General features: G+C 47.1%; 17 protein-coding genes and 1 pseudogene. 5 read left to right on the top strand and 13 right to left on the bottom strand.

What is annotated here, in order from left to right; all coding sequences use genetic code 11:
* The first annotated feature begins 109 nt into the window (after positions 1-109).
* The 5 genes and pseudogenes from O3C43_16060 (at position 110) to O3C43_16040 (ending at position 5,278) form a co-directional block, all read left to right on the top strand.
* A pseudogene (locus O3C43_16060) lies at positions 110-925 on the top strand (sulfatase-like hydrolase/transferase).
* A gap of 246 nt (positions 926-1,171) precedes the next feature.
* The gene (locus O3C43_16055) at positions 1,172-1,882 is read left to right on the top strand and encodes a C39 family peptidase (protein MDA1068006.1); all 711 of its coding nucleotides are present in this window, start codon (positions 1,172-1,174) and stop codon (positions 1,880-1,882) included.
* A gap of 5 nt (positions 1,883-1,887) precedes the next feature.
* Entirely contained in the window at positions 1,888-3,357 is a 1,470-nt protein-coding gene (locus tag O3C43_16050; GenBank protein MDA1068005.1) for a RimK family protein, read from the top strand.
* A 14-nt stretch (positions 3,358-3,371) separates the two neighbouring features.
* The gene (locus tag O3C43_16045; GenBank protein MDA1068004.1) at positions 3,372-4,580 is read left to right on the top strand and encodes a glutamate-cysteine ligase family protein; all 1,209 of its coding nucleotides are present in this window, start codon (positions 3,372-3,374) and stop codon (positions 4,578-4,580) included.
* Complete coding sequence (locus O3C43_16040; GenBank protein MDA1068003.1) at positions 4,577-5,278, top strand: N-formylglutamate amidohydrolase; 702 nt, start codon at positions 4,577-4,579, stop codon at positions 5,276-5,278. The genes O3C43_16045 and O3C43_16040 overlap by 4 nt, the downstream gene beginning before the upstream one ends.
* A gap of 1 nt (position 5,279) precedes the next feature.
* Here the strand turns inward: O3C43_16040 and fdhD are convergent, their stop codons facing one another.
* The 13 genes from fdhD to ppdK are packed head-to-tail and all read right to left on the bottom strand — an operon-like array spanning position 5,280 to position 18,896.
* The gene (gene fdhD, locus O3C43_16035; protein ID MDA1068002.1) at positions 5,280-6,101 is read right to left on the bottom strand and encodes a formate dehydrogenase accessory sulfurtransferase FdhD; all 822 of its coding nucleotides are present in this window, start codon (positions 6,099-6,101) and stop codon (positions 5,280-5,282) included.
* Positions 6,102-6,110: 9 nt separating this feature from the next.
* Complete coding sequence (hypE, locus tag O3C43_16030; protein MDA1068001.1) at positions 6,111-7,175, bottom strand: hydrogenase expression/formation protein HypE; 1,065 nt, start codon at positions 7,173-7,175, stop codon at positions 6,111-6,113.
* Positions 7,172-8,263 carry a hydrogenase formation protein HypD gene (gene hypD / locus O3C43_16025; GenBank protein MDA1068000.1) on the bottom strand — a complete coding sequence of 364 codons (1,092 nt, stop codon included), beginning with the start codon at positions 8,261-8,263 and terminating at the stop codon, positions 7,172-7,174. The genes hypE and hypD overlap by 4 nt, the downstream gene beginning before the upstream one ends.
* On the bottom strand, positions 8,260-8,520 hold the full coding sequence (locus tag O3C43_16020) for a HypC/HybG/HupF family hydrogenase formation chaperone (protein ID MDA1067999.1): 261 nt from the start codon (positions 8,518-8,520) through the stop codon (positions 8,260-8,262). Before O3C43_16020 ends, hypD begins: the two co-directional genes overlap by 4 nt.
* A 3-nt stretch (positions 8,521-8,523) precedes the next feature.
* Positions 8,524-10,806, bottom strand: coding sequence for a carbamoyltransferase HypF (gene hypF / locus O3C43_16015; protein ID MDA1067998.1), 2,283 nt, complete (start codon positions 10,804-10,806; stop codon positions 8,524-8,526).
* Positions 10,793-11,059 (bottom strand): hydrogenase/urease maturation nickel metallochaperone HypA, encoded by a 267-nt coding sequence (locus O3C43_16010; protein ID MDA1067997.1) that lies wholly within the window; start codon positions 11,057-11,059, stop codon positions 10,793-10,795. The genes hypF and O3C43_16010 overlap by 14 nt, the downstream gene beginning before the upstream one ends.
* Positions 11,060-11,071: 12 nt before the next feature.
* The gene (locus O3C43_16005) at positions 11,072-11,545 is read right to left on the bottom strand and encodes a hydrogenase maturation protease (GenBank protein MDA1067996.1); all 474 of its coding nucleotides are present in this window, start codon (positions 11,543-11,545) and stop codon (positions 11,072-11,074) included.
* A 4-nt stretch (positions 11,546-11,549) separates the two neighbouring features.
* Positions 11,550-12,890: a Ni/Fe hydrogenase subunit alpha gene (locus tag O3C43_16000; GenBank protein ID MDA1067995.1), complete on the bottom strand. Its 1,341-nt coding sequence runs from the start codon at positions 12,888-12,890 to the stop codon at positions 11,550-11,552.
* Positions 12,883-13,665: an oxidoreductase gene (locus tag O3C43_15995; GenBank protein MDA1067994.1), complete on the bottom strand. Its 783-nt coding sequence runs from the start codon at positions 13,663-13,665 to the stop codon at positions 12,883-12,885. The genes O3C43_16000 and O3C43_15995 overlap by 8 nt, the downstream gene beginning before the upstream one ends.
* Entirely contained in the window at positions 13,662-14,528 is an 867-nt protein-coding gene (locus O3C43_15990) for an FAD/NAD(P)-binding protein (GenBank protein ID MDA1067993.1), read from the bottom strand. Before O3C43_15990 ends, O3C43_15995 begins: the two co-directional genes overlap by 4 nt.
* A 9-nt stretch (positions 14,529-14,537) precedes the next feature.
* Positions 14,538-15,014, bottom strand: a complete 477-nt coding sequence (locus tag O3C43_15985; GenBank protein MDA1067992.1) for a cyclic nucleotide-binding domain-containing protein — start codon at positions 15,012-15,014, stop codon at positions 14,538-14,540.
* A gap of 1 nt (position 15,015) precedes the next feature.
* Positions 15,016-16,167, bottom strand: coding sequence for a 4Fe-4S dicluster domain-containing protein (locus tag O3C43_15980; protein ID MDA1067991.1), 1,152 nt, complete (start codon positions 16,165-16,167; stop codon positions 15,016-15,018).
* Positions 16,164-18,896, bottom strand: a complete 2,733-nt coding sequence (gene ppdK / locus O3C43_15975) for a pyruvate, phosphate dikinase (protein MDA1067990.1) — start codon at positions 18,894-18,896, stop codon at positions 16,164-16,166. The genes O3C43_15980 and ppdK overlap by 4 nt, the downstream gene beginning before the upstream one ends.
* Between the last annotated feature and the right edge of the window lie 3 nt (positions 18,897-18,899).

Here is an 18,899-nt window from a genome sequence, read left to right as displayed (position 1 = left end):
AATCAGTCGGATCTACAGTATTAATCCTGTGTGTCCGAATCCACCAAGAACTTTTATTTGTCTCAACTAAAGAAAAACTGATTATTCAAAGTGCCCTAAAGACAATCCGTTTTGTGTGATGTTGAGTCTGCCGGATCCGCATGGCCCGAATACAGTGCGTGAGCCCTATGCAAGCAAATACAAAGACCTGACCTTTAAAGAACCCAAGACGATGTTCAAAACCGATGAACAGAATCCAGGATGGAGCCCGTTTCAGGGTAATAATTACATAAAGGACAGGAAGTTGAATCAGGGCCAGATGGCTGCCTACTTTGGCATGGTTGAATGCATAGATGACAACATGGGAAGGTTAGCGAACGAGCTGAAACGCTTGAATCTGGAGGACAACACCATCGTGGTCTTCACTTCCGATCACGGTGACCTGATGGGAGAACATCGGAAGCACAACAAAGGAATTCCCTTCGAAGCCTCAGCCAAAGTCGCATTCTTGTGGAAGCAACCGGGGATAGTGCCGGCCGGAAAGGTAATCCACTCGGCAATGACCTCCGTTGATTTTGGTCCGACCCTGTTTTCTTTAATGGGCATTGAGGGCGATGGCTTTGTAGCTCAAGGAAGGGATTTGTCCGATCATTTCCAAAATTCAAAGATGAATATCCAGGATGAAGAAATCATCTACATTCGGGGAACAACCATGCATCCCAGTTGGGTAGCTGCGGTTTCCGATAGTTACAAACTCGTGATCTCTGACAAAGACAAACCATGGCTCTTCGATCTGAAAAAGGATCCGGATGAATTGATCAATTTCTATGAGAAGTTCGATTATCGGAAAGTGCGTGAGCGGTTTACCAAAGAGATTGCCCGGCTCATGGCTGAGGCAAAGGAACCGGCTCTCGGAATCGAGGAATTCCGAAAGTGGCTGTTTTAGCAGTTCATAAATCGATCCATTTTAGTCCCCGGGTCGGCTCTTAGGAATGAAAATAATTGAGTCTGTAAATTGAGTGACTTTACTGATTTTTCTTTTGAAAGGAATGAATGTTGATATGCGTAGGAAAATAATTAATAGTGGATTATTTGTCTCTCATGATTCATTTTTTTCGTATGATGCATTTGTTATTACTGCCGTTCTTCCAGTCGCTTTTGATGGCTTGCTGGAATGCTTATTTCATAGAAATTGAATAAGGTAACAAGGAGTTCTGCTACCTTTTGGATTGAGCGCCAGCCCACTGAAACTTCCTGTGGACCTACCTGTCTCCACGCCATCTACCGGTGGTATGGAAATGATGTTCCACTTGAGGAGTTGATCCAGAATATACCGGTATTACAGGAAGGGGGGACCCTGGCCATTCATATGGGTGTCGATGCTCTGGAACGTGGTTACCGTGCCGATTTCTATAGCTGTAATCTGCGTGTACTGGATCCTTCCTGGTTTCCAGGTACCGCCGCTTCTTTGATTGAAAAGCTCAGTGCGTCCAGAAAAGTCCGGCGGAGCAAAAAAGAGCGATTCGAATTGGAAGCGCTGGAATCCTATGTCCTAAAAGGTGGAAATTTGAAAATGGAAGCATTGACCCGCGCATTGATTCGCAATCACTTGCTACATGGGCATCCAATATTGGCCGGAGTGTCGGCCACATTCCTTTACAATGAGGCCCGAGAAGTTCCTGAAACGGGCAAACCCGATGACTTGGGCGGAAAGCCTGAGGGCCATTTTGTGGTCCTCCATGGGTATGAATCGGCATCACGACATGTGACTGTCTATGATCCTTATCCCAAGGCTCCTCTCTCGGTCGATCATCGTTACTCGGTCCATATCGATCGATTGATCAATTCCATACTGCTCGGCGTTTTAACGCATGATGCAAATATTTTAATTATCTACAAATAAATTGTATGAAAACTTTAGTTGTAGTTGAAAGACCCTCTACGTGGAAGGTGAAGTTGCCTGCTGGTGTAGAAATACTCACGCCTAAGAGTTATATAACGGATCCGGCCATTCAGAAGTTGCGACGGGCACGAGTGTATAATCTTTGTCGGGATTACTCTTATCAAAGCGCCGGTTATTATGTGTCTCTCCTGGCGGAAGCCCGCGGTCACCGTCCCTTGCCCTTAGTCTCCACATTGAGGAAAGTTCACGGACGTCTGATAAACCCCTCCCGTGAATTCCAGGCAACAGCTCACCGATCCCTGGAACACATTCAACACGATGAGTTCGTTTTGTCGGTCTACTTTTCACGCAACTTGGCCAAGCGGCACGACCGCCTGGCCCTGGCTGTATTTAAACTGTTTCCCGCTCCTCTGATGAGGGCGGTTTTCCGGCGTGGAGAAGATGGTGACTGGAGGATGCGGTCGGTAAACCTTATTTCTGCCAAAGACATCCCCGAATCTCATATGGACTTCGTGCAGAAGTCGGCAGAGCAATGGTTTGCTCGCCCCAAGCGGCTCAAGGCACAGGTGCCAGCTCGATTTACTCTTGGGATTTTAGTGGACCCCAAAGAGGCAACTCCTCCTTCAGACTCGATGGCTTTGAAGAAATTTTTGAAGTCTGCAGAACGCCATAATTTGGCTGTCGAGATGCTGGAACCGGATGACATTGACGATGTTGAAGAGTTGGATGCTTTATTCATCCGGGCCACGACCTCGGTGGAAAATTTCACTTTCAGGTTTGCCCGTCGCGCCACTCAAGCAAGGATTCCAACCATTGACGATCCAGATTCTATTTTGCGGTGTACCAACAAGGTTTTTCTGGCCGAACTTTTTGATCGAAATGGTATTTCTGCCCCCAAAACAGAAATTCTTTACACTACCAGCAATCCGGAGATTCCCAAAGGGATGTCCTTTCCATTGGTGCTTAAACAGCCTGACTCCTCCTTTTCACTAGGTGTGGTCAAAGTAAATGATGAAGCAGGGTTTCGTAAAGCCTGCCAGGAACTGTTTGAAAAAACTGACCTGTTGATCGCTCAGGAATTTTTACCCACTCAGTTTGACTGGCGTATTGGGATTTTGGATCGTAAGCCGATTTACGCCTGCCGATATTTTATGGCGCGTGGGCACTGGCAAATCTATGACCGGGGAGAAGGTTCCAAAGGCATTGTTGCCGGGAATGCGGATACATTTCCGCTGGGAGAGGTTCCGGCATTTGTCCTGGATACCGCACTTCGTGCGGCGAATTTGATCGGTGATGGTCTGTATGGAGTAGACCTGAAGGAAATTAACGGACAGGCGCTGGTGATTGAGGTGAATGATAATCCTTCCATTGATAGCGGTGTGGAAGATGCCGTAATAAAAGACGAATTATACGATTGCATCATCCGGTCTTTTATTAAGCGCGTTGAAGGGCGGACCGGTGTTAATCCCGTTTAACGAAAGAGAATTTTATGGCTCAAGCATTTAGTCAATACGGTATCGAAATCGAGACCATGATCGTGGACCGGGAGAGTCTGGATCTACGGTCCCTTTCAGATACGGTGTTACGTGACTCGGATGGGAATATTGTTAACAGTCTAAGTCATGGACCTATTACCTGGTCGAATGAGTTGGTGATGCATGTCCTGGAATTTAAGACCAGTCTACCGGTAAAACAGCTCGAAGGGCTTTCAGGTCAATTCCATGAGTCGATGTTGCTCGCCGATAAACTTTTGAAGAAGGCAGGTGGAGGGTTGTTGGGAACAGCCATTCATCCCTGGTTTGAGCCATTTGATGGCGTTAATATTTGGCCCCATGGAGATCGGGAAATTTACGATACATTTGACCGGATATTTGATAGCCGGGGTCACGGGTGGTCCAACCTTCAATCGTTTCATTTGAACCTGCCATTCGAAGTAGGCGACGATGAGAGTTTCAGGCGTTTGCACAGTGCGATTCGCCTGGTCCTTCCGCTCGTTCCGGTCCTTGCCTCCAGCTCACCCTTGGTGGAGGGGAGAAAATACGGCCTCCTGGATAGTCGGTTGGATATGTATAGAAAAAATTGTTTAAGAGTTCCGAGTATCACGGGCGGTGTGATTCCCGATGTCTATCGTTCCCAGGAAGAGTATCAGGAAAAGGTGTTTGATGTCATTCGTCGCGATCTGGAACTATTGGATCCTGAAGGCATCCTGGAACCGGAATGGACGAACGCTCGTGGTGCAATTGGGCGATTCGACCGTGGTTCTATTGAGATTCGCGTGGGCGATGCTCAGGAATGTCCAAGTCAAGACCTGGCGGTCATTCAAATGATCATTAGCCTTGTCAGGGATTGGTACGAAAATAAGCATGTTTCGTTGGAGGACCAGGAGTCAGTGTCCACGGAAGCGCTGAGAACTATGTTCAATGACGCAATAAAACGTGGCCGCTACGCAGAGGTAGATGATGAAGCTTTATTTCAGGTATACGGTGGTGGCAATTCCAGGAAAATTGGCGAGACACTTAAAAACCTGGTTCCAGAAAACCAGGAATGGACCGGACCGATTCTTATGATACTCGATGAAGGTAATTTGGCCGAACGCATTTTGAAAGCCATAGGCCCAACCGTAAATGCGGAGTCTATCTTCGCTGTTTATCAGCGTTTGCGGAACTCTTTGTTGATGAATCAACCGTTCATGCCATGAAAATCGTCTTGAGTTGTGAACACGCGAGTGCTGCGCTACTCGAGGGTTTTGAGCGCCTATTTGCTGAAAAGGATCAAACAATTCTTTGGTCTCACCGTGGATGGGATCCAGGTGCATTCAGGCTGGCCCAGGAACTAAAGGATTTTTTCGATGCTCCGCTTGTGCGTGGAGAGTGGACCCGGCTACTTCTCGATTTGAACAGGTCGATCGGCAATCCAGACAGGTGGAGCGAATACTCAAGGTCCTTAACCGAAAGTCAGCAAAAGGAATTGGAAGAAAAGGTTTTCGAGCCCTATTGGGCAGAGTTATTTGAAAACATCAGTGATGCGATCAACGAGTCGGACTGCGTGTTACATCTTTCGATCCATTCCTTTGTTCGCATGTTTAATAATAAGGAAAGACAAGTTGATATCGGAGTTTTGTACGATCCTGACCGATCAAAAGAATCTCGATTTGCAACATCTCTCTGCGCGCATTTGCAAAAGGACTTGGGGGATCGCCTGCGTATAAAGGAGAACGTTCCTTATGCGGGAACGGATGACGGGCTTACCACAGTTTTGAGAACACATTTTGCAAACAACCAATATCTTGGGATTGAAATAGAAGTCTGTTCAGACCTCTTGGAGGATAGGAAATCCATTGAAACCATGGGTGCACATTTGGCTTCCGCAATTTCTCGCACAGTGGCGGAAGTCTAGATCACCTGATTCTATGCGGGTGCGAATAAACGTTAAACCTTGGTTTGCGCAGAAAGCCGACTAGCGTTTGCCCACTATGGAGGGCGAAAGTAACGGCCAGAGACGATGGAGCGGAAATGGCAGCAACGATTGCCAATTGGGCGGCCAGTGCTTTTTGCATAATTTCAAAAGCAACTCTTCCACTGACCACCAACACGTGCTTGTCCAGTGGCAGAAGGTTGTTGAGAAATGCGTAACCGATGACCTTATCGAGAGCGTTGTGGCGTCCGACATCTTCGCGCAGGCATACCAGGTTTCCTTCCAAATCAAAAATTCCGGCAGAGTGAAGACCCCCGGTTTTATCAAAAACATCTTGTGATGCTCTTAAACGATCCGGCAGTTGGAGCAGTAAATTTCTTTCAATCGTTATCTTGCTTTGAATCGAAGGGAAATGACCTTGAACTGATTCGATAGAAGTCTTTCCGCAAACGCCGCAGCTCGCAGAAATGGCACCTACACGATTGGACTTTAGACCTTCCGCTTTATTTCCACCTTTCAGATCGATTCTCACCGTATTTTCCGGTGTGAGTGAAGTAGGGCAGCGACTGATTTCTTTTATGTCCGATCGTTGCCTGACAATTCCTTCCGTCACAAAGAACCCTGCGGCTAACTCATCGTCATGACCCGGGGTTCGCATGGTTACAACGAAGGGATTATTTCCTAAACGAATCTCCAACGGTTCTTCCACCGCAATTTTATCATGTTCCGTTGTAACCGTACCGGTATCGTCTATACGTACGATGGTGCTTTGAGTAATGGACTCTTTTTTCGGTACTGTTGCCATTTCTGTTTTTTAGCAAATGCGAGGAAGTTGCTCACCACTCAACATGGTCAGGTATCGGTGGGTGCCAAGTCCAGTTTTAAGCGATACATTTGAATGTCCGGATGAAACGACTCGTCCGATACATTTGGCGTTTTTTCCACTCGGAAAGGACTGCAAGATATCCAGGGCTTTTTCGCTGTAGGAAGCTGGTAAGAAAACGGCAAAGCAACCTTCATTTGCTACATAGAGCGGATCCAGTCCAAGGATTTCGCACGCGCCTTTCACGGCAGGATCAACAGGTATTGCATCTTCCTCCAGAATTACGTCGATGTTGGCTTGTTTACTGATTTCCAGGATCGCTGTAGCAAGTCCGCCTCGGGTCAGGTCTCGCATACAATGGACGGGGATGCCTGAGTCCAGGAGTGTGTCTACCATGGCTGAAAGCGGTCCACAATCGCTGATAAGTTCGGTTTCAAACTCTAATCCTTCTCGTGAGGCCATGATAGTTATTCCGTGGCGTCCGATATCACCGCTCACGAGAACGACATCGTCTTTTTCTATTAGACTGGGTCCAATTGACAGCGAAGAGTCACGAAAGCCCAGGCCCGTTGTGTTTATGTAAACCCCGTCTCCTTTTCCTTTTTCAACAACTTTTGTGTCACCCGCTACAATTTGAACTCCTACTTGTTCTGCCGCCTGTTTCATGGACTGCACAATTTTCCAGAGCGCATTCATGGAAAAACCTTCTTCCAGTATGAAGCCTGCCGTTAAAAATAAGGGACGAGCTCCGCACATGGAAATATCATTGGTGGTTCCGTAGACGGAGAGAGAACCAATGTCGCCCCCTGGAAAAAACAAGGGTGAGACAACATGCGAGTCGGTAGACATGACCAGCGTTTGACCTGGATTCTTCAAAATAGCACCGTCCAGTAGTTCCCGGGATATAGGATTCCCAAAAGCTTCAAGAAATATTTTTTCTACCAAATCCTGAGTCAGTTTTCCTCCACCTCCATGTGCCAGGACCACTTGCGGATAATCCTCAAATGGAAAGGGACAACTTGTTGGAAATGCCGGAGATTTGCCTTCGACGTTCATGCGTGACGGGATCGGTGGTTGTAGTAGGCCGAACAAGCACCTTCGGTTGAAACCATGGGGGCTCCCAGGGGATGATCGGGTGTGCAGCGAGTTCCGAATGCCGGACAATCTTTGGGTTTCTTGATACCTTGCAAGACTTTCCCGGCGATACATTCGGGATTTTCACAGACCATTGGTTGTCTGAAATCAAAACGCGCTTCGGCATCAAAGGAGGAGAATTCCGGACGAATACCCAATCCGCTGTGCGGGATTGAACCAATACCACGCCATTGCCTGGGTATGACATGAAATACCTTCGCGATCATTTGTTTCGCAGGAAGGTTTCCTTCAACGCGAACGGAGCGGTCGTATTGGTTTTCCACTTCGTGACGGCCTTCCTCCAATTGTTTTACACAGTAATAAATCCCTTGCATTAGATCCAGTGGTTCAAATCCAGTCACCACGATGGGAACCTTGTATTTATCTGCAATGGGCTCGTACTCCTTTTCTCCCATAATGGTACAAACATGTCCTGCAGCCAAAAATCCCTGTACCCGGTTTTCGGGTGAGGAAAGAATGGCTTCCATGGCTGGTGGTACCAATACGTGTGAACAGAGAATAGAAAAATTCTTCAGTCCCAATTTTGCTGCCTGATAAACGGCCATGGCATTGGCAGGAGCAGTCGTTTCAAACCCAACGGCAAAGAAGATCACCTCCTTTTCAGGATTCTTTTGAGCAATACCAACTGCGTCCATCGGTGAGTAGACAATCCGGATATCGCCTCCATTCGCTTTAGCGTAAAACAAGTCCTTTTCGGATCCGGGAACGCGCAGCATATCGCCAAAGGAGCAAAAGATAATATTCGTTTTTTGTGAAAGCTCTATGGCCTTATCAATTTGTTCGATGGGCGTTACACATACCGGGCAACCCGGGCCGTGAATAAGGGAAATCTTGTCGGGAAGCAGCGTGTCAATTCCATAACGAATGAGGGAATGAGTCTGCCCTCCGCAAACCTCCATAAGCGTCCAATTATTGGTGGTCAGATTGTGGATACGCGCTGCAAGCTTATGAACAGCCGGAGCCTCTCTGAATTCATCCAGGTACTTCATTCGGCTTTATTTTCCTCATTCAATTCATCCAGTTCGCCAAGATCCCGCAAAGTGTCGAGCGTTCGTTGGGCTGCGGTTTCGTCAATCTTGCTTATAGAAAATCCCACATGAACCAGTACGTAATCTCCTGGTTGGGCTTCAGGGGTGAAGGTGATATTTATTTTTTTCCGTATTCCCTGGAAATCTACAATGCCTTCACGAGCCAACTCCTCATCTGAGGTGACTTCAACAAGTTTTCCAGGAATCGCCAGGCACATAGGTCAGGTTAATTTCAGGTTGGATTTGAACAATTGAGCATATACCTGGCCTGCAGCGAGGCCTCCGTCATTGGATGGTATTTGGTGGTGAGAGTAGGTCTTAAATCCTGCCTCGGTCAATTTATGAATAGTCATTTCCGTGAGAACCTTGTTTTGAAAGCATCCCCCGCTTAAAAGGACTTTGTTCTCATTGGATAATCGGGCAATTTCCAGGATGGCTTCGGTCAGGGTATTGTGGAATTTTCGAGCGATATGGGTAGTAGGTTCCTGGGTTCTTAAATCCTCAGCTATTTGACCAATCATGGGACGCCAATCAAAGACGGTCAGATTGGAGCCATCGGATTTGTGTGCGGGAAAATCGTAGTGGTCGTGAGTATCCGATTGCATAGCTTCAAACTCAAGTAGCATGGCAGCCTCGGCCTCATAATTTATCTCCCTGCATAGTCCGATTATGGCGGAAATTCCATCGAATAGCCTACCGATGCTGGAACAGTATGGGGAATTGATGCCTTTTTCATTCAATTCTAGGAGCAGGTTCGTTTTCTTGGTTTGTGGAATTTGCTGACCTGCCGAATGAAGTAGGCTAATGGCGATTCGCTCCGGTTCATGGATGGCGGATTCACCTCCCGGAAGTTGAAAAGGATAGATCGATGCGAATCTCCGGCTTGTCTGCTCGGTTAATTTAAACGATTCCGCGCCCCAGATGGTTCCGTCATCACCATAGCCAGTGCCGTCCCAGGCAATTCCAGTAAGCGGCGGTTTTAATCCATGTTCGGCCATACAGCTGAATACGTGAGCCAGATGATGTTGAATGTGCACATTGTGTTCTGATTTTTGTTCTTCTGCAAACCGGGTTGAAACATAATCAGGATGTTTATCCGCAACCACAGCTTCAGCCTGGAGGTCATAGAGTGTCCTGAAGTCGGAAATGGTAGAATCAAATGCCGAGACAGATTCCATGGTATCCAGATTACCTATATGTTGGCTGAGGACGATTTGATGCCCTTTACCTATGGCAATGGTGTTCTTCAAATGACCACCAACAGCGAGAGTGGGAGGCACGTGTTGGCTCATTTGAATAGGGTAGGGTGCGTATCCCCGAGCTCGTCGAATTACTTGAATGTCACCTCCAACCATACGCACAACCGAATCATCTACAGGCCGTTGAATAGGTCTGTCGTGTACCAGGAATACATCTGCAATAGATTTCAAACGTAGGAACGCTTCCTCGTTATGAATACATATCGGTTCATTGGCCAAGTTCCCACTCGTTGCAATCAGAGGATTATTAAATTGTTTAAGCAATTGGTGGTGAAGGGGGGAATAAGGTAGAAAAACACCGAGGTAGGGGTTTTTAGGTGAAGCCGAATCAAACTTATTGTTCTGTTTTTCTACGAGAACAATGGGGGCTTCCGGCGACTTAATTAGCTTTTCCTCAGGATCGGAGATTTTGACAGTTTCACGTGCACTTTCGATGTCAGGAAACATCACGGCAAATGGTTTATTGCCGCGTTGTTTTCGTTCTCTGAGTCGTTGAACTGCCGCAGTGTTTGTGGCGTCAACTAAAAGCTGAAAACCTCCCAATCCCTTTAATGCCAGGATTTTTCCTGATTTGAGTGAATGAATGGCTGATTCCATTGCCTTCTTCCCAATGAAGGTAGAAGAAGATTCCGATAAGTGGCGAAATTCGATCTGTGGCCCACAATTTGGACAGGCTATGGGTTGGGCATGAAATCTCCGATCGGTCGGATCTTCGTATTCGGCACGGCATTCCTCGCACATTTCAAAACCAGCCATGGTGGTGTTGGCTCGGTCATACGGGAGAGATTGGACAATACTGAAACGAGGTCCGCAATGCGTGCAGTTTATAAACGGATAAGCGAAGCGCCGGTTTAGGGGATCGAACATTTCCTCCAGACACTCGTGGCATACTGCGATATCGGGAAGGATGTGTGGGGCAGTTTCGCCAGTGTTTGTGCTTTCTTTTATCGCGAATTCTTTTTCCCCCCAGGTTTCTATCAGCGCAATGTTTCGTCCTTGAATGGAAGCATAGGGCGGGAGTTCATGTTCAAGTTGCCTGAGAAATTTGTCTATCGATTTCTTAATTCCTTCCAGTTCAATCGTAACTCCTTCCGAACTGTTAGAAACCCAACCATTAAGTTGCATCCGTTTTGCCAGTTGGAAAACAAGCGGGCGAAATCCCACGCCTTGAATCATACCGTGAAGGGAAATTCTAACGCGAATTTCGGTCGTTACTGGGATATCGAGCTGTTCAATTCTGTTCAACTTCCAGACTTTCCAGGATCATTTCTTGGGCCATCGGATCCGATTGATCATCTGAAGCATAAACTTCGAGTTCAGCTGTCTCAGCCACCGTTCCCGGTTTGGCCTGATCAAAGTGTTCACGGAAATGGTCTGGTGAAATGTGGGAGAATGCTCCCAGTTTTATAGTCACTTTGGTCGCTCGTGCGGCGTTCTGTTCGAGGACAACCTGTTCAATTTTCCTCAATAAATCATTCAATAAAGAGTGCTCATGCATGGTGATTCTATTTTAGTGGATTAATTCGGTGATTTCTTTGGCGACGAGATTAGTGAGTTCTATCAGGTTTGTTTTGACCGCGGGACTCATGGAATCCCCAGGCTGGAAATTTAAACCTTCAATGCCGTAAACAATTACTTTATTTGAGAGCTCTCCCAGAACCCTCGCCATTTCGATTGCTTCGTGCACACCCATACTATGGGTGGAGTAATTTGTAAAGAGGTCCGCGGGTAGCGAATCATACGTTGCATCAAAGCGGTGGATGGCTCCGGGTTCTCTGGCTACAGCAATGGCATCTATCAAGATCACGCAAGGGTTAGCTGATAGGATTTCGATCAAGCCTGCAGTTTCACCACTGGCCTTCAGGGTAATTGCACCTTTTGCACCGAGATCCTTCAATAGATCAATAACTTCCGGACCAGCACTGTCGTCTCCACAATCCGGATTTCCAATCCCGACCACACATACTGCATTTGTATCCATCATATCCTTATTTGATTTCGCTGACTTCCCCGTCTCTATCAATTCGAAGTTTCAGGAAATGACAGGAGCAAGATATACAGGGATCGTAATTACGGACGGCCTGTTCGCATTTCCACTTCAAGTCCTCGTCATTTAGGTTGATATACTGTTCGGCAAATTTCCATAAATCGGCTTCGATCATTTTTTGATTTTGAGAGGTGGGTGGCACAATAACGGCATCTTTAATCAGGCCGATATTGTCTATTTCGTACCGATGATACAGAATCCCGCGAGGAGCTTCTGTGCAACCATGTCCGACACCTGCTTTCACCTCCAGAGGAACAGCCGGTTTATCCGGCTTCTCGTACTGTTCAATTATGCGTAGTGCTTCCTCAACAGCCCAGAAGGTTTCTACGCTTCGGATAATGATGCTCTTAAAAGGATTAAAACAGGTTGGTTCCAGTCCGGCTGATTCAGCTAAAGCCTGGGCTGCGGGTGACAATCGATCGAAGTTGAGATTGTATCTCGCCAATGGACCTACATGATACGCTCCGCGCTCTTTAAGATAGGCATGCAGTGAAGTGGAATGTTCAACATGTTCTTCAGTTACAAACTCACTGAAACTGGCAATGTCGATATCGAGTCCCTTGTTGGAAACAATTCGACCTTCATTAAAAGGGTATTCTGTGGGATGCCTCAGGCTGACATATTCGTAATCCTGCTCAAAGTGCGGAAACTCAAGCGTGGAGGTAAACTCAACCATTTCACCAGCCAGGTCTTTGGCTTTTCTCAGTTTTTCAGCTAATTCCAATAGGTCCTGCTTTGCAGGCAGCTTGTAGAATCCGCCAACCTTCACGTTGATAGGGTGGATCTCACGACCTCCTAGAAGACTCACGATCTCGTTACCGGTTTTTTTAAGCTGTAAGCCTTTCTTAACGACATCCGGGAAATCCTTGGCCATGCCGATTGCATCTTGATATCCGAGGAAATCGGGCGCATGCAGCATGTAAGCATGCAGCACGTGGCTCTCAATCCATTCTCCACAGTAAATGAGGCGACGCAGTTCGCGCAGTTGACCCTCTATTTTAACTCCCAAGGCGTTCTCCATCGCATGGATAGAACTCATTTGGTAGGCAATTGGGCATATGCCACAAATACGAGCTGTAATGTCTGGCGCTTCGGTATATTCCCTTTCCCTTAAAAATGCTTCGTAAAATCGTGGAGGTTCGAAGATGTGAAGTTTTACGTCCTCAACAACATTGTTGCGTATTTTGATATCCAGCCCCCCTTCGCCTTCAACGCGAGCCATATAGTTAACCTTGATGGTTCTCTTACCGGATTCGGAAGAAGCATTCTGATCGTCACTCATGTTTGTTACTTTCGTCTTTAAAGGGTTCCGCCCAGGCGTTGAAACTTCGAAACGTTCTCATCAGGCGGTCAGACGGAACGTTCAGGCCTTTTTTCCAGTGTTCGCTTAAGGAGGCTGTGTTCGTTGTTTCCTGGGGTCCGAAGCAACCGTAGCAGCCACGGTCATAGGCTGGGCAAATGGCACCACATCCGGCTTGAGTAACCGGTCCAAGGCAAGGGATACCCTGGGCTACCATAACACAGGGAGTCCCGCGAAGCTTACACTCAACGCAAACACTATGTTTTGGAATGACCGGCTTGCGATTGTTTAGGAATGCATTCAGGACCTCGAGTAATTGGGCTTTGCTTATTGGACAACCACGCAGTTCAAAATCGACATGAACATGATCGGAGATAGGGGTCGATTTATCAAGTGTATCAATGTATTCTGGACGCGCATACACTAGGGAAATAAAATCCTTAATATTTTTAAAGTTTCGGAGCGCCTGGATTCCACCGGCGGTAGCGCAGGCTCCGATGGTTATAAGGACACCAGAGTCTCTCCGGACCTGTTGAATTCTTTCCAGGTCGTGAGGGGTTGTAATGGAGCCTTCGACCAGCGAAACATCGTAAGGTCCCTCAACGATTGCCCGGGATGCTTCCGGAAAGTTTGCGATTTCTACTTCACCTGCTACAGCCAATAATTCGTCTTCACAATCGAGGAGGCTCAACTGACAACCATCGCATGAAGCAAATTTCCAAACGGCGAGTTTTGGTTTTATGCGTGTCGTTTTCATAGCTCCTCAATATTCATTAATCGCGCTACCTGATTCATCTGGAATACCGGTCCCGACTTACAGACAAATTCTGGCCCGTATTGACAATGACCACAGTGACCAATCGCGCATTTCATATTCCGCTCAAGGGATACGTAGATCTGTTCATTTGAAATCCTCCGATCGTGCAGTTCTGGCAGGCAATACTTCATCATGATTTCAGGGCCACAGATCATGACAATTGAGTTGTTCGGATCTGCCGGAACTCGCTGAATCAGTTGGGTAACTACACCGATACTTCCATGCCAGGAGGGTGAGTCTCTATCCAGAGTCACAAATATCTCGAGGTCTAGACGACTGCTCCAGTACTCAAGTTGACTACGATAAAGTATATCCTCCTGTGTGCGGGCTCCATAGCATAGTGAAACTCGATTATATTTTTTCCGATGATGAAGGAGGTGGTACATGGCCGGTCTTATTGGAGCCAAACCAATTCCTCCGGCTATAAGAAGGACGTCTTTTCCTCGAGCTTTGTCTATAGGCCAAGCAATACCATAGGGACCTCGTATGCCCACCGTATCACCTATTTCCAAATTTTCCATGATCCTGGTTACGGTTCCAACCCTTCTTATGGTATGCTTGATCCGGTTTTTAACTTTGGGATCGCTGCAAATGGAAATGGGAACCTCGCCAATTCCAAAAACATACATCATATTAAACTGACCAGGAAGGAAGTGGAAACCATCTGGAAAATTGGCAGGTGTTTCCGGCTCAAGTTCGAGAGTGAAAGTATCGGCTGTTTCGGAGATAACATCGCGAACAACCCAAGGTGTAGGAACCATGGGGGCGGTCATCGTTTCAACTCTCTCGGCTGGTTCAGGCATGGGAATTATCTATAATTTCGAGCTTGCAGTATCGGGTCCAAAAATATCCAGAAGTTGCAGTCTCGTAGCAACCAGGCGTCTTAACATGATTTGACTGAAACAATTCATGAAATGGTATCCAAATTCATAATTCTCACTGCATTTGTTTCGGACTTTGACGGCATCGAATACAAAAGCCTGAGTACCGGTAACCGCCTTTGCGTCGAAATTATAGGTGTAGGGTGAGTAAAGCCATGACCATCCCAGGATGTCATAATTTTCCAGAGTCATAATATTAAGAGCACCTTTTGGAGGTGCATAGACCTGTACGACAACTTTACCCGATTTAATGAGATAAAAATTTTCAGCTGACTCACCGCCTTTAAAAATAAACTTGCCAGCTTCAAATGCCTCCTCACCTGCGCAGTTACATAACCAGTGGAGGAATTCGGGTTTAAGGTCTTTGAACACGGTTTGTTCTGACAAGATGGTTTTCAAAGTTTCCATACTATTCGATTGGTTCATGAGATAAAGGATTGGTCTGAATCGCGGCTGCCTCCTCGGTGATATCAATGCCGACCGGGCACCAGGTGATACATCGTCCGCAACCGACGCAGCCGCTGGAGCCAAATTGATTATACCAGGTAGATAACTTATGAGTCAGCCATTGACGGTACCTGGATTTAGTTGAGCTGCGGATGTTGCCTCCCGCGATATAGGAAAAGTCCATGGTGAAACAGGAATCCCATCGCTGCCAGCGTTCAGCATGATCACCCGTCAGATCGGAAGTATCCTCCACAGTGGTGCAAAAGCAAGTGGGGCATGCCATTGTGCAATTGGCGCAGGAAAGACAGCGATCTGCCACCTCCGCCCATCGCGGGTGCTCTGGATTATCGACGAGAGCTTCCCGCAAACCATCCGTGTTTAACCGCCGAGTTATTTGAGCCGCGGTTTCTTCGGTCTGTTTTTGGCATGTTGCAAGCACTTGGGCATCTGCTTCCTCGGGCGCAATACCTTCGAGGATCATGCTGCCTTTGTCTGAGCCAACTTCTATAAGAAATAGATGCCGGTCATCCATGAAAAATTCAGTTAAGGCCAAGTCGAAACCATTCTTTGCCCGAGGGCCGGAATCCATAGAGGTGCAGAAACAGGTGCTGTTGGCCCTGCCGCAATTGACAGCGAAAATGAAGGACTTGCGACGCGCTTGATCGTAATGAGGATCGGTATAATGATCGCCTCTGAAGACACGGTCCTGGATTTCAATCGCCTTAATTTCGCAGGGCCGGACACCAATGAAAGCGTAAGAAGTATCAGATGCTTTTTCGGGAATCACTCGAAAACTGGTTCCCTGTCTCTCTGCCTGCCAAAGGCGTTGCTGGGGTGCATGGAGATATTTTTTCCATGATGTGGGTCCGACAGTATAGTTAAAGTAATGTCGATCGTCTGTTTTTTTAATCCGGTAGAATCCGGGACCCTGTTCGTCCATCCAACCCTGAGGGAGCTCCTCCAGGGATTGGATCTCGCTATAAACAATAGCCGAATCTTCAACTTTCGGTCCAATCAGTGTATAGCCATAACCTGTTAAGTTTTTTAGAACTTCCGCCAATCCTCCAGCATCTATGACTACTTTGCTTCCTGGTAATGGAGATTGTGAAATCATGCGTGTGAAAGAGCAGCCTGTGCAGCTGCCAACCGGGCGACCGGTATTCTCAAAGGTGAGCAACTTACATAGTTGAGGCCAACTTTATCAAAGAATTTTATCGATTCTGGATCCCCGCCATGTTCTCCACAGACGCCAATTTGTATCTCTGGATTGATCTTTCGTCCGAGTTTAACTGCTTCGATAATCAGTTTTCCTACTCCATTTATATCCAGAGTTTTAAACGGATTGCGGCTCAGTATTCCTCGCTCCAGGTACTTGAGCAAGAAGCTTGATTCGGCATCATCGCGGGAAAGCCCAAACGTCATTTGTGTAAGATCATTGGTACCGAATGAAAAAAACTGGGCAATTTGAGCAATTTCATCCGCCACCACACAGGCCCTCGGTAACTCGATCATACTGCCAAACTGGTACTTAATCTGAACGCCCATTTTCTGCATGACCTCGTCGGCAACTCTCTCCAATTGGGGTTGCACGGTTTTCAATTCGTTAGGGTGACTAACTAACGGGATCATAATCTCGGGGTTGACCGGAATGTTTAGGGACGCCACTTCGCAGGCAGCTTCAAAGATGGCCCTTACCTGCATGGTTACAATCTTTTCCAGAATAATGCTGAGCCGAACACCACGAAGTCCCATCATGGGATTACTTTCATGCATGGCCTCGATCGTTTTTAGCAATGCTTCTTTCTCTGCCAACCGGGGTTGGTCCTTCGAATGTTTGAGATCGTGAACCTCAATTAGCAGATCGTCTTTTTCCGGTATAAATTCATGCAATGGAGGATCGATGAGTCGGATAATGATAGGCCTTCCTTCCATGACTTTAAACAGGCCAATGAAATCACTTCTCTGAAACTCAAGCAATCTGGCGAGGCATTCATCTTTTTCAGCTTCGTCTTTGGAGAGAATCATTTTTTGGAAGATCGGCAGACGATCCTCATGGAAAAACATGTGTTCTGTTCGGCAAAGTCCAATTCCCTCTGCGCCCAGATCGATAGCTCGTTTAGCATCTTTGGGGTTATCGGCGTTCGCCCATACCCGAAGCTTTTTTTCAGCATCCGCCCAATGCAGCAGTTTTTTTAGGTCTACCTGGTTCTCAATGGATTCTTCAATGGACGGGATGTCACCGAGGAAGCATTCGCCCGTAGATCCATCAATGGAGATCGTCTCGCCTTCTTCTATAAGCAGGTCGTTTGATCTCATCTGCTTTTTTTCCAAGTCAATCTCCAGACTACTGGCGCCCACGACACAGGGTACTCCAAATTGACGGGCCACAACTGCGGCATGACTGGTTGCGCCACCTTCGGCGGTAAGGATGCCCTTGCATGCCAACATACCGTGTATGTCGTCCGGTTTGGTGAATGGGCGGACCATGATGACCGCTTTCCCTGCTTTGCCCCATTCCTCTGCTTTATCGGCATCGAAGACGGCGGCTCCGACAGCCGCGCCAGGGGAGGCATTCACTCCCTTGGTAAAGGCTCGTCCGGAATCAACAGCCTCTTGCTTGGCTGCCACATCAAAATTTGGGTGCAGAATAGTATCCACCTGGTTGGGCGAGACGCGAAGAAGCGCATCCTTTTTGCTGATCAATTTCTCTTCGACTTGATCTACTGCAATTTTAATTGCTGCCCGAGCGGTACGTTTGCCATTGCGGGTTTGAAGAATCCATAACTTCCCTTGTTCAATGGTAAACTCAATATCCTGCATATCCTGAAAGTGATCCTCGAGCTGGTGGCAAATGTCATAGAATTGTTGATACACTTCCGGAAAGAATGCTTCCAGCTGCTTTATGGGTAGAGTATTCCGGGTTCCCGAAACCACGTCTTCACCTTGGGCGTTCACAAGAAAGTCACCGTACAGCTCGTTTTCCCCGGTATCGGGATTGCGGGTGAAACAGACCCCGGTAGCAGATTGAGAATCCCGGTTACCAAACACCATGGTCATAATATTTACGGCAGTTCCCCAATCGTGCGGAATTCCGGAAGCATTTCGGTAGTCGATCGCCCGCTTTCCATTCCAGCTTTTGAAAACGGCTTCTGTAGCCAGACGAATTTGTTCTTTGGGGTCTTGAGGAAAGGTGCTGCCGGTTTCTTTTAAATACAATCCTTCAAACGTTTCGCAGATTTCAACCCATTGTTCGCTGGTTAAATCAAAATCGAAGCTTACTCCAGCTTGTGCGCGTTTTTCTGCAAGAACTTCTTCAAAGGCGTCGTCATCAATCCCCATAACAACACTGGAAAACATCTGAATGAGCCTCCGATAGAGGTCATGAGCGAAGGAGCTGTTTTCTCCAGAGTTTGATAGCGCTTTCACTACCTGGCTATTCATTCCCAGATTCAGGACTGTATCCATCATGCCCGGCATGGATAGTTTTGCGCCGGACCGACAGGAAACAAGCAATGGCTTTGTCGGATCGCCCAGTTTTTTGCCTGTTTCCTTTTCCAGATCGGCCAGGCCTGCAAGGATCTGATTCCATACTTCATTATCCAGACTTTGATCTGCTTGTAGGTATCGATTGCAGGCCTCGGTTGTAACAATCAGGCCGACGGGAATAGGTAAATTCAGAGAGGTCATTTCAGCTAGACAGCTTCCTTTTCCACCTAGAATAGCCGCTGTCGTTGTTCCTTCCTTTAACGCCTTACTGTTTACCCTCTCGAACTCATCTAGGTTGTAAACCCATCTATGGGTTGAAGCTTGAACATTAGACTGCAGGACATTTTTTGCCTTCATTAA

The organism is Verrucomicrobiota bacterium, assembly GCA_027622555.1.
Lineage (GTDB): Bacteria > Verrucomicrobiota > Verrucomicrobiia > Opitutales > UBA2995 > UBA2995.
The sequence above is the reverse complement of the archived record's forward strand: the minus strand, read 5'-3'. Positions and strand labels throughout refer to the sequence as shown.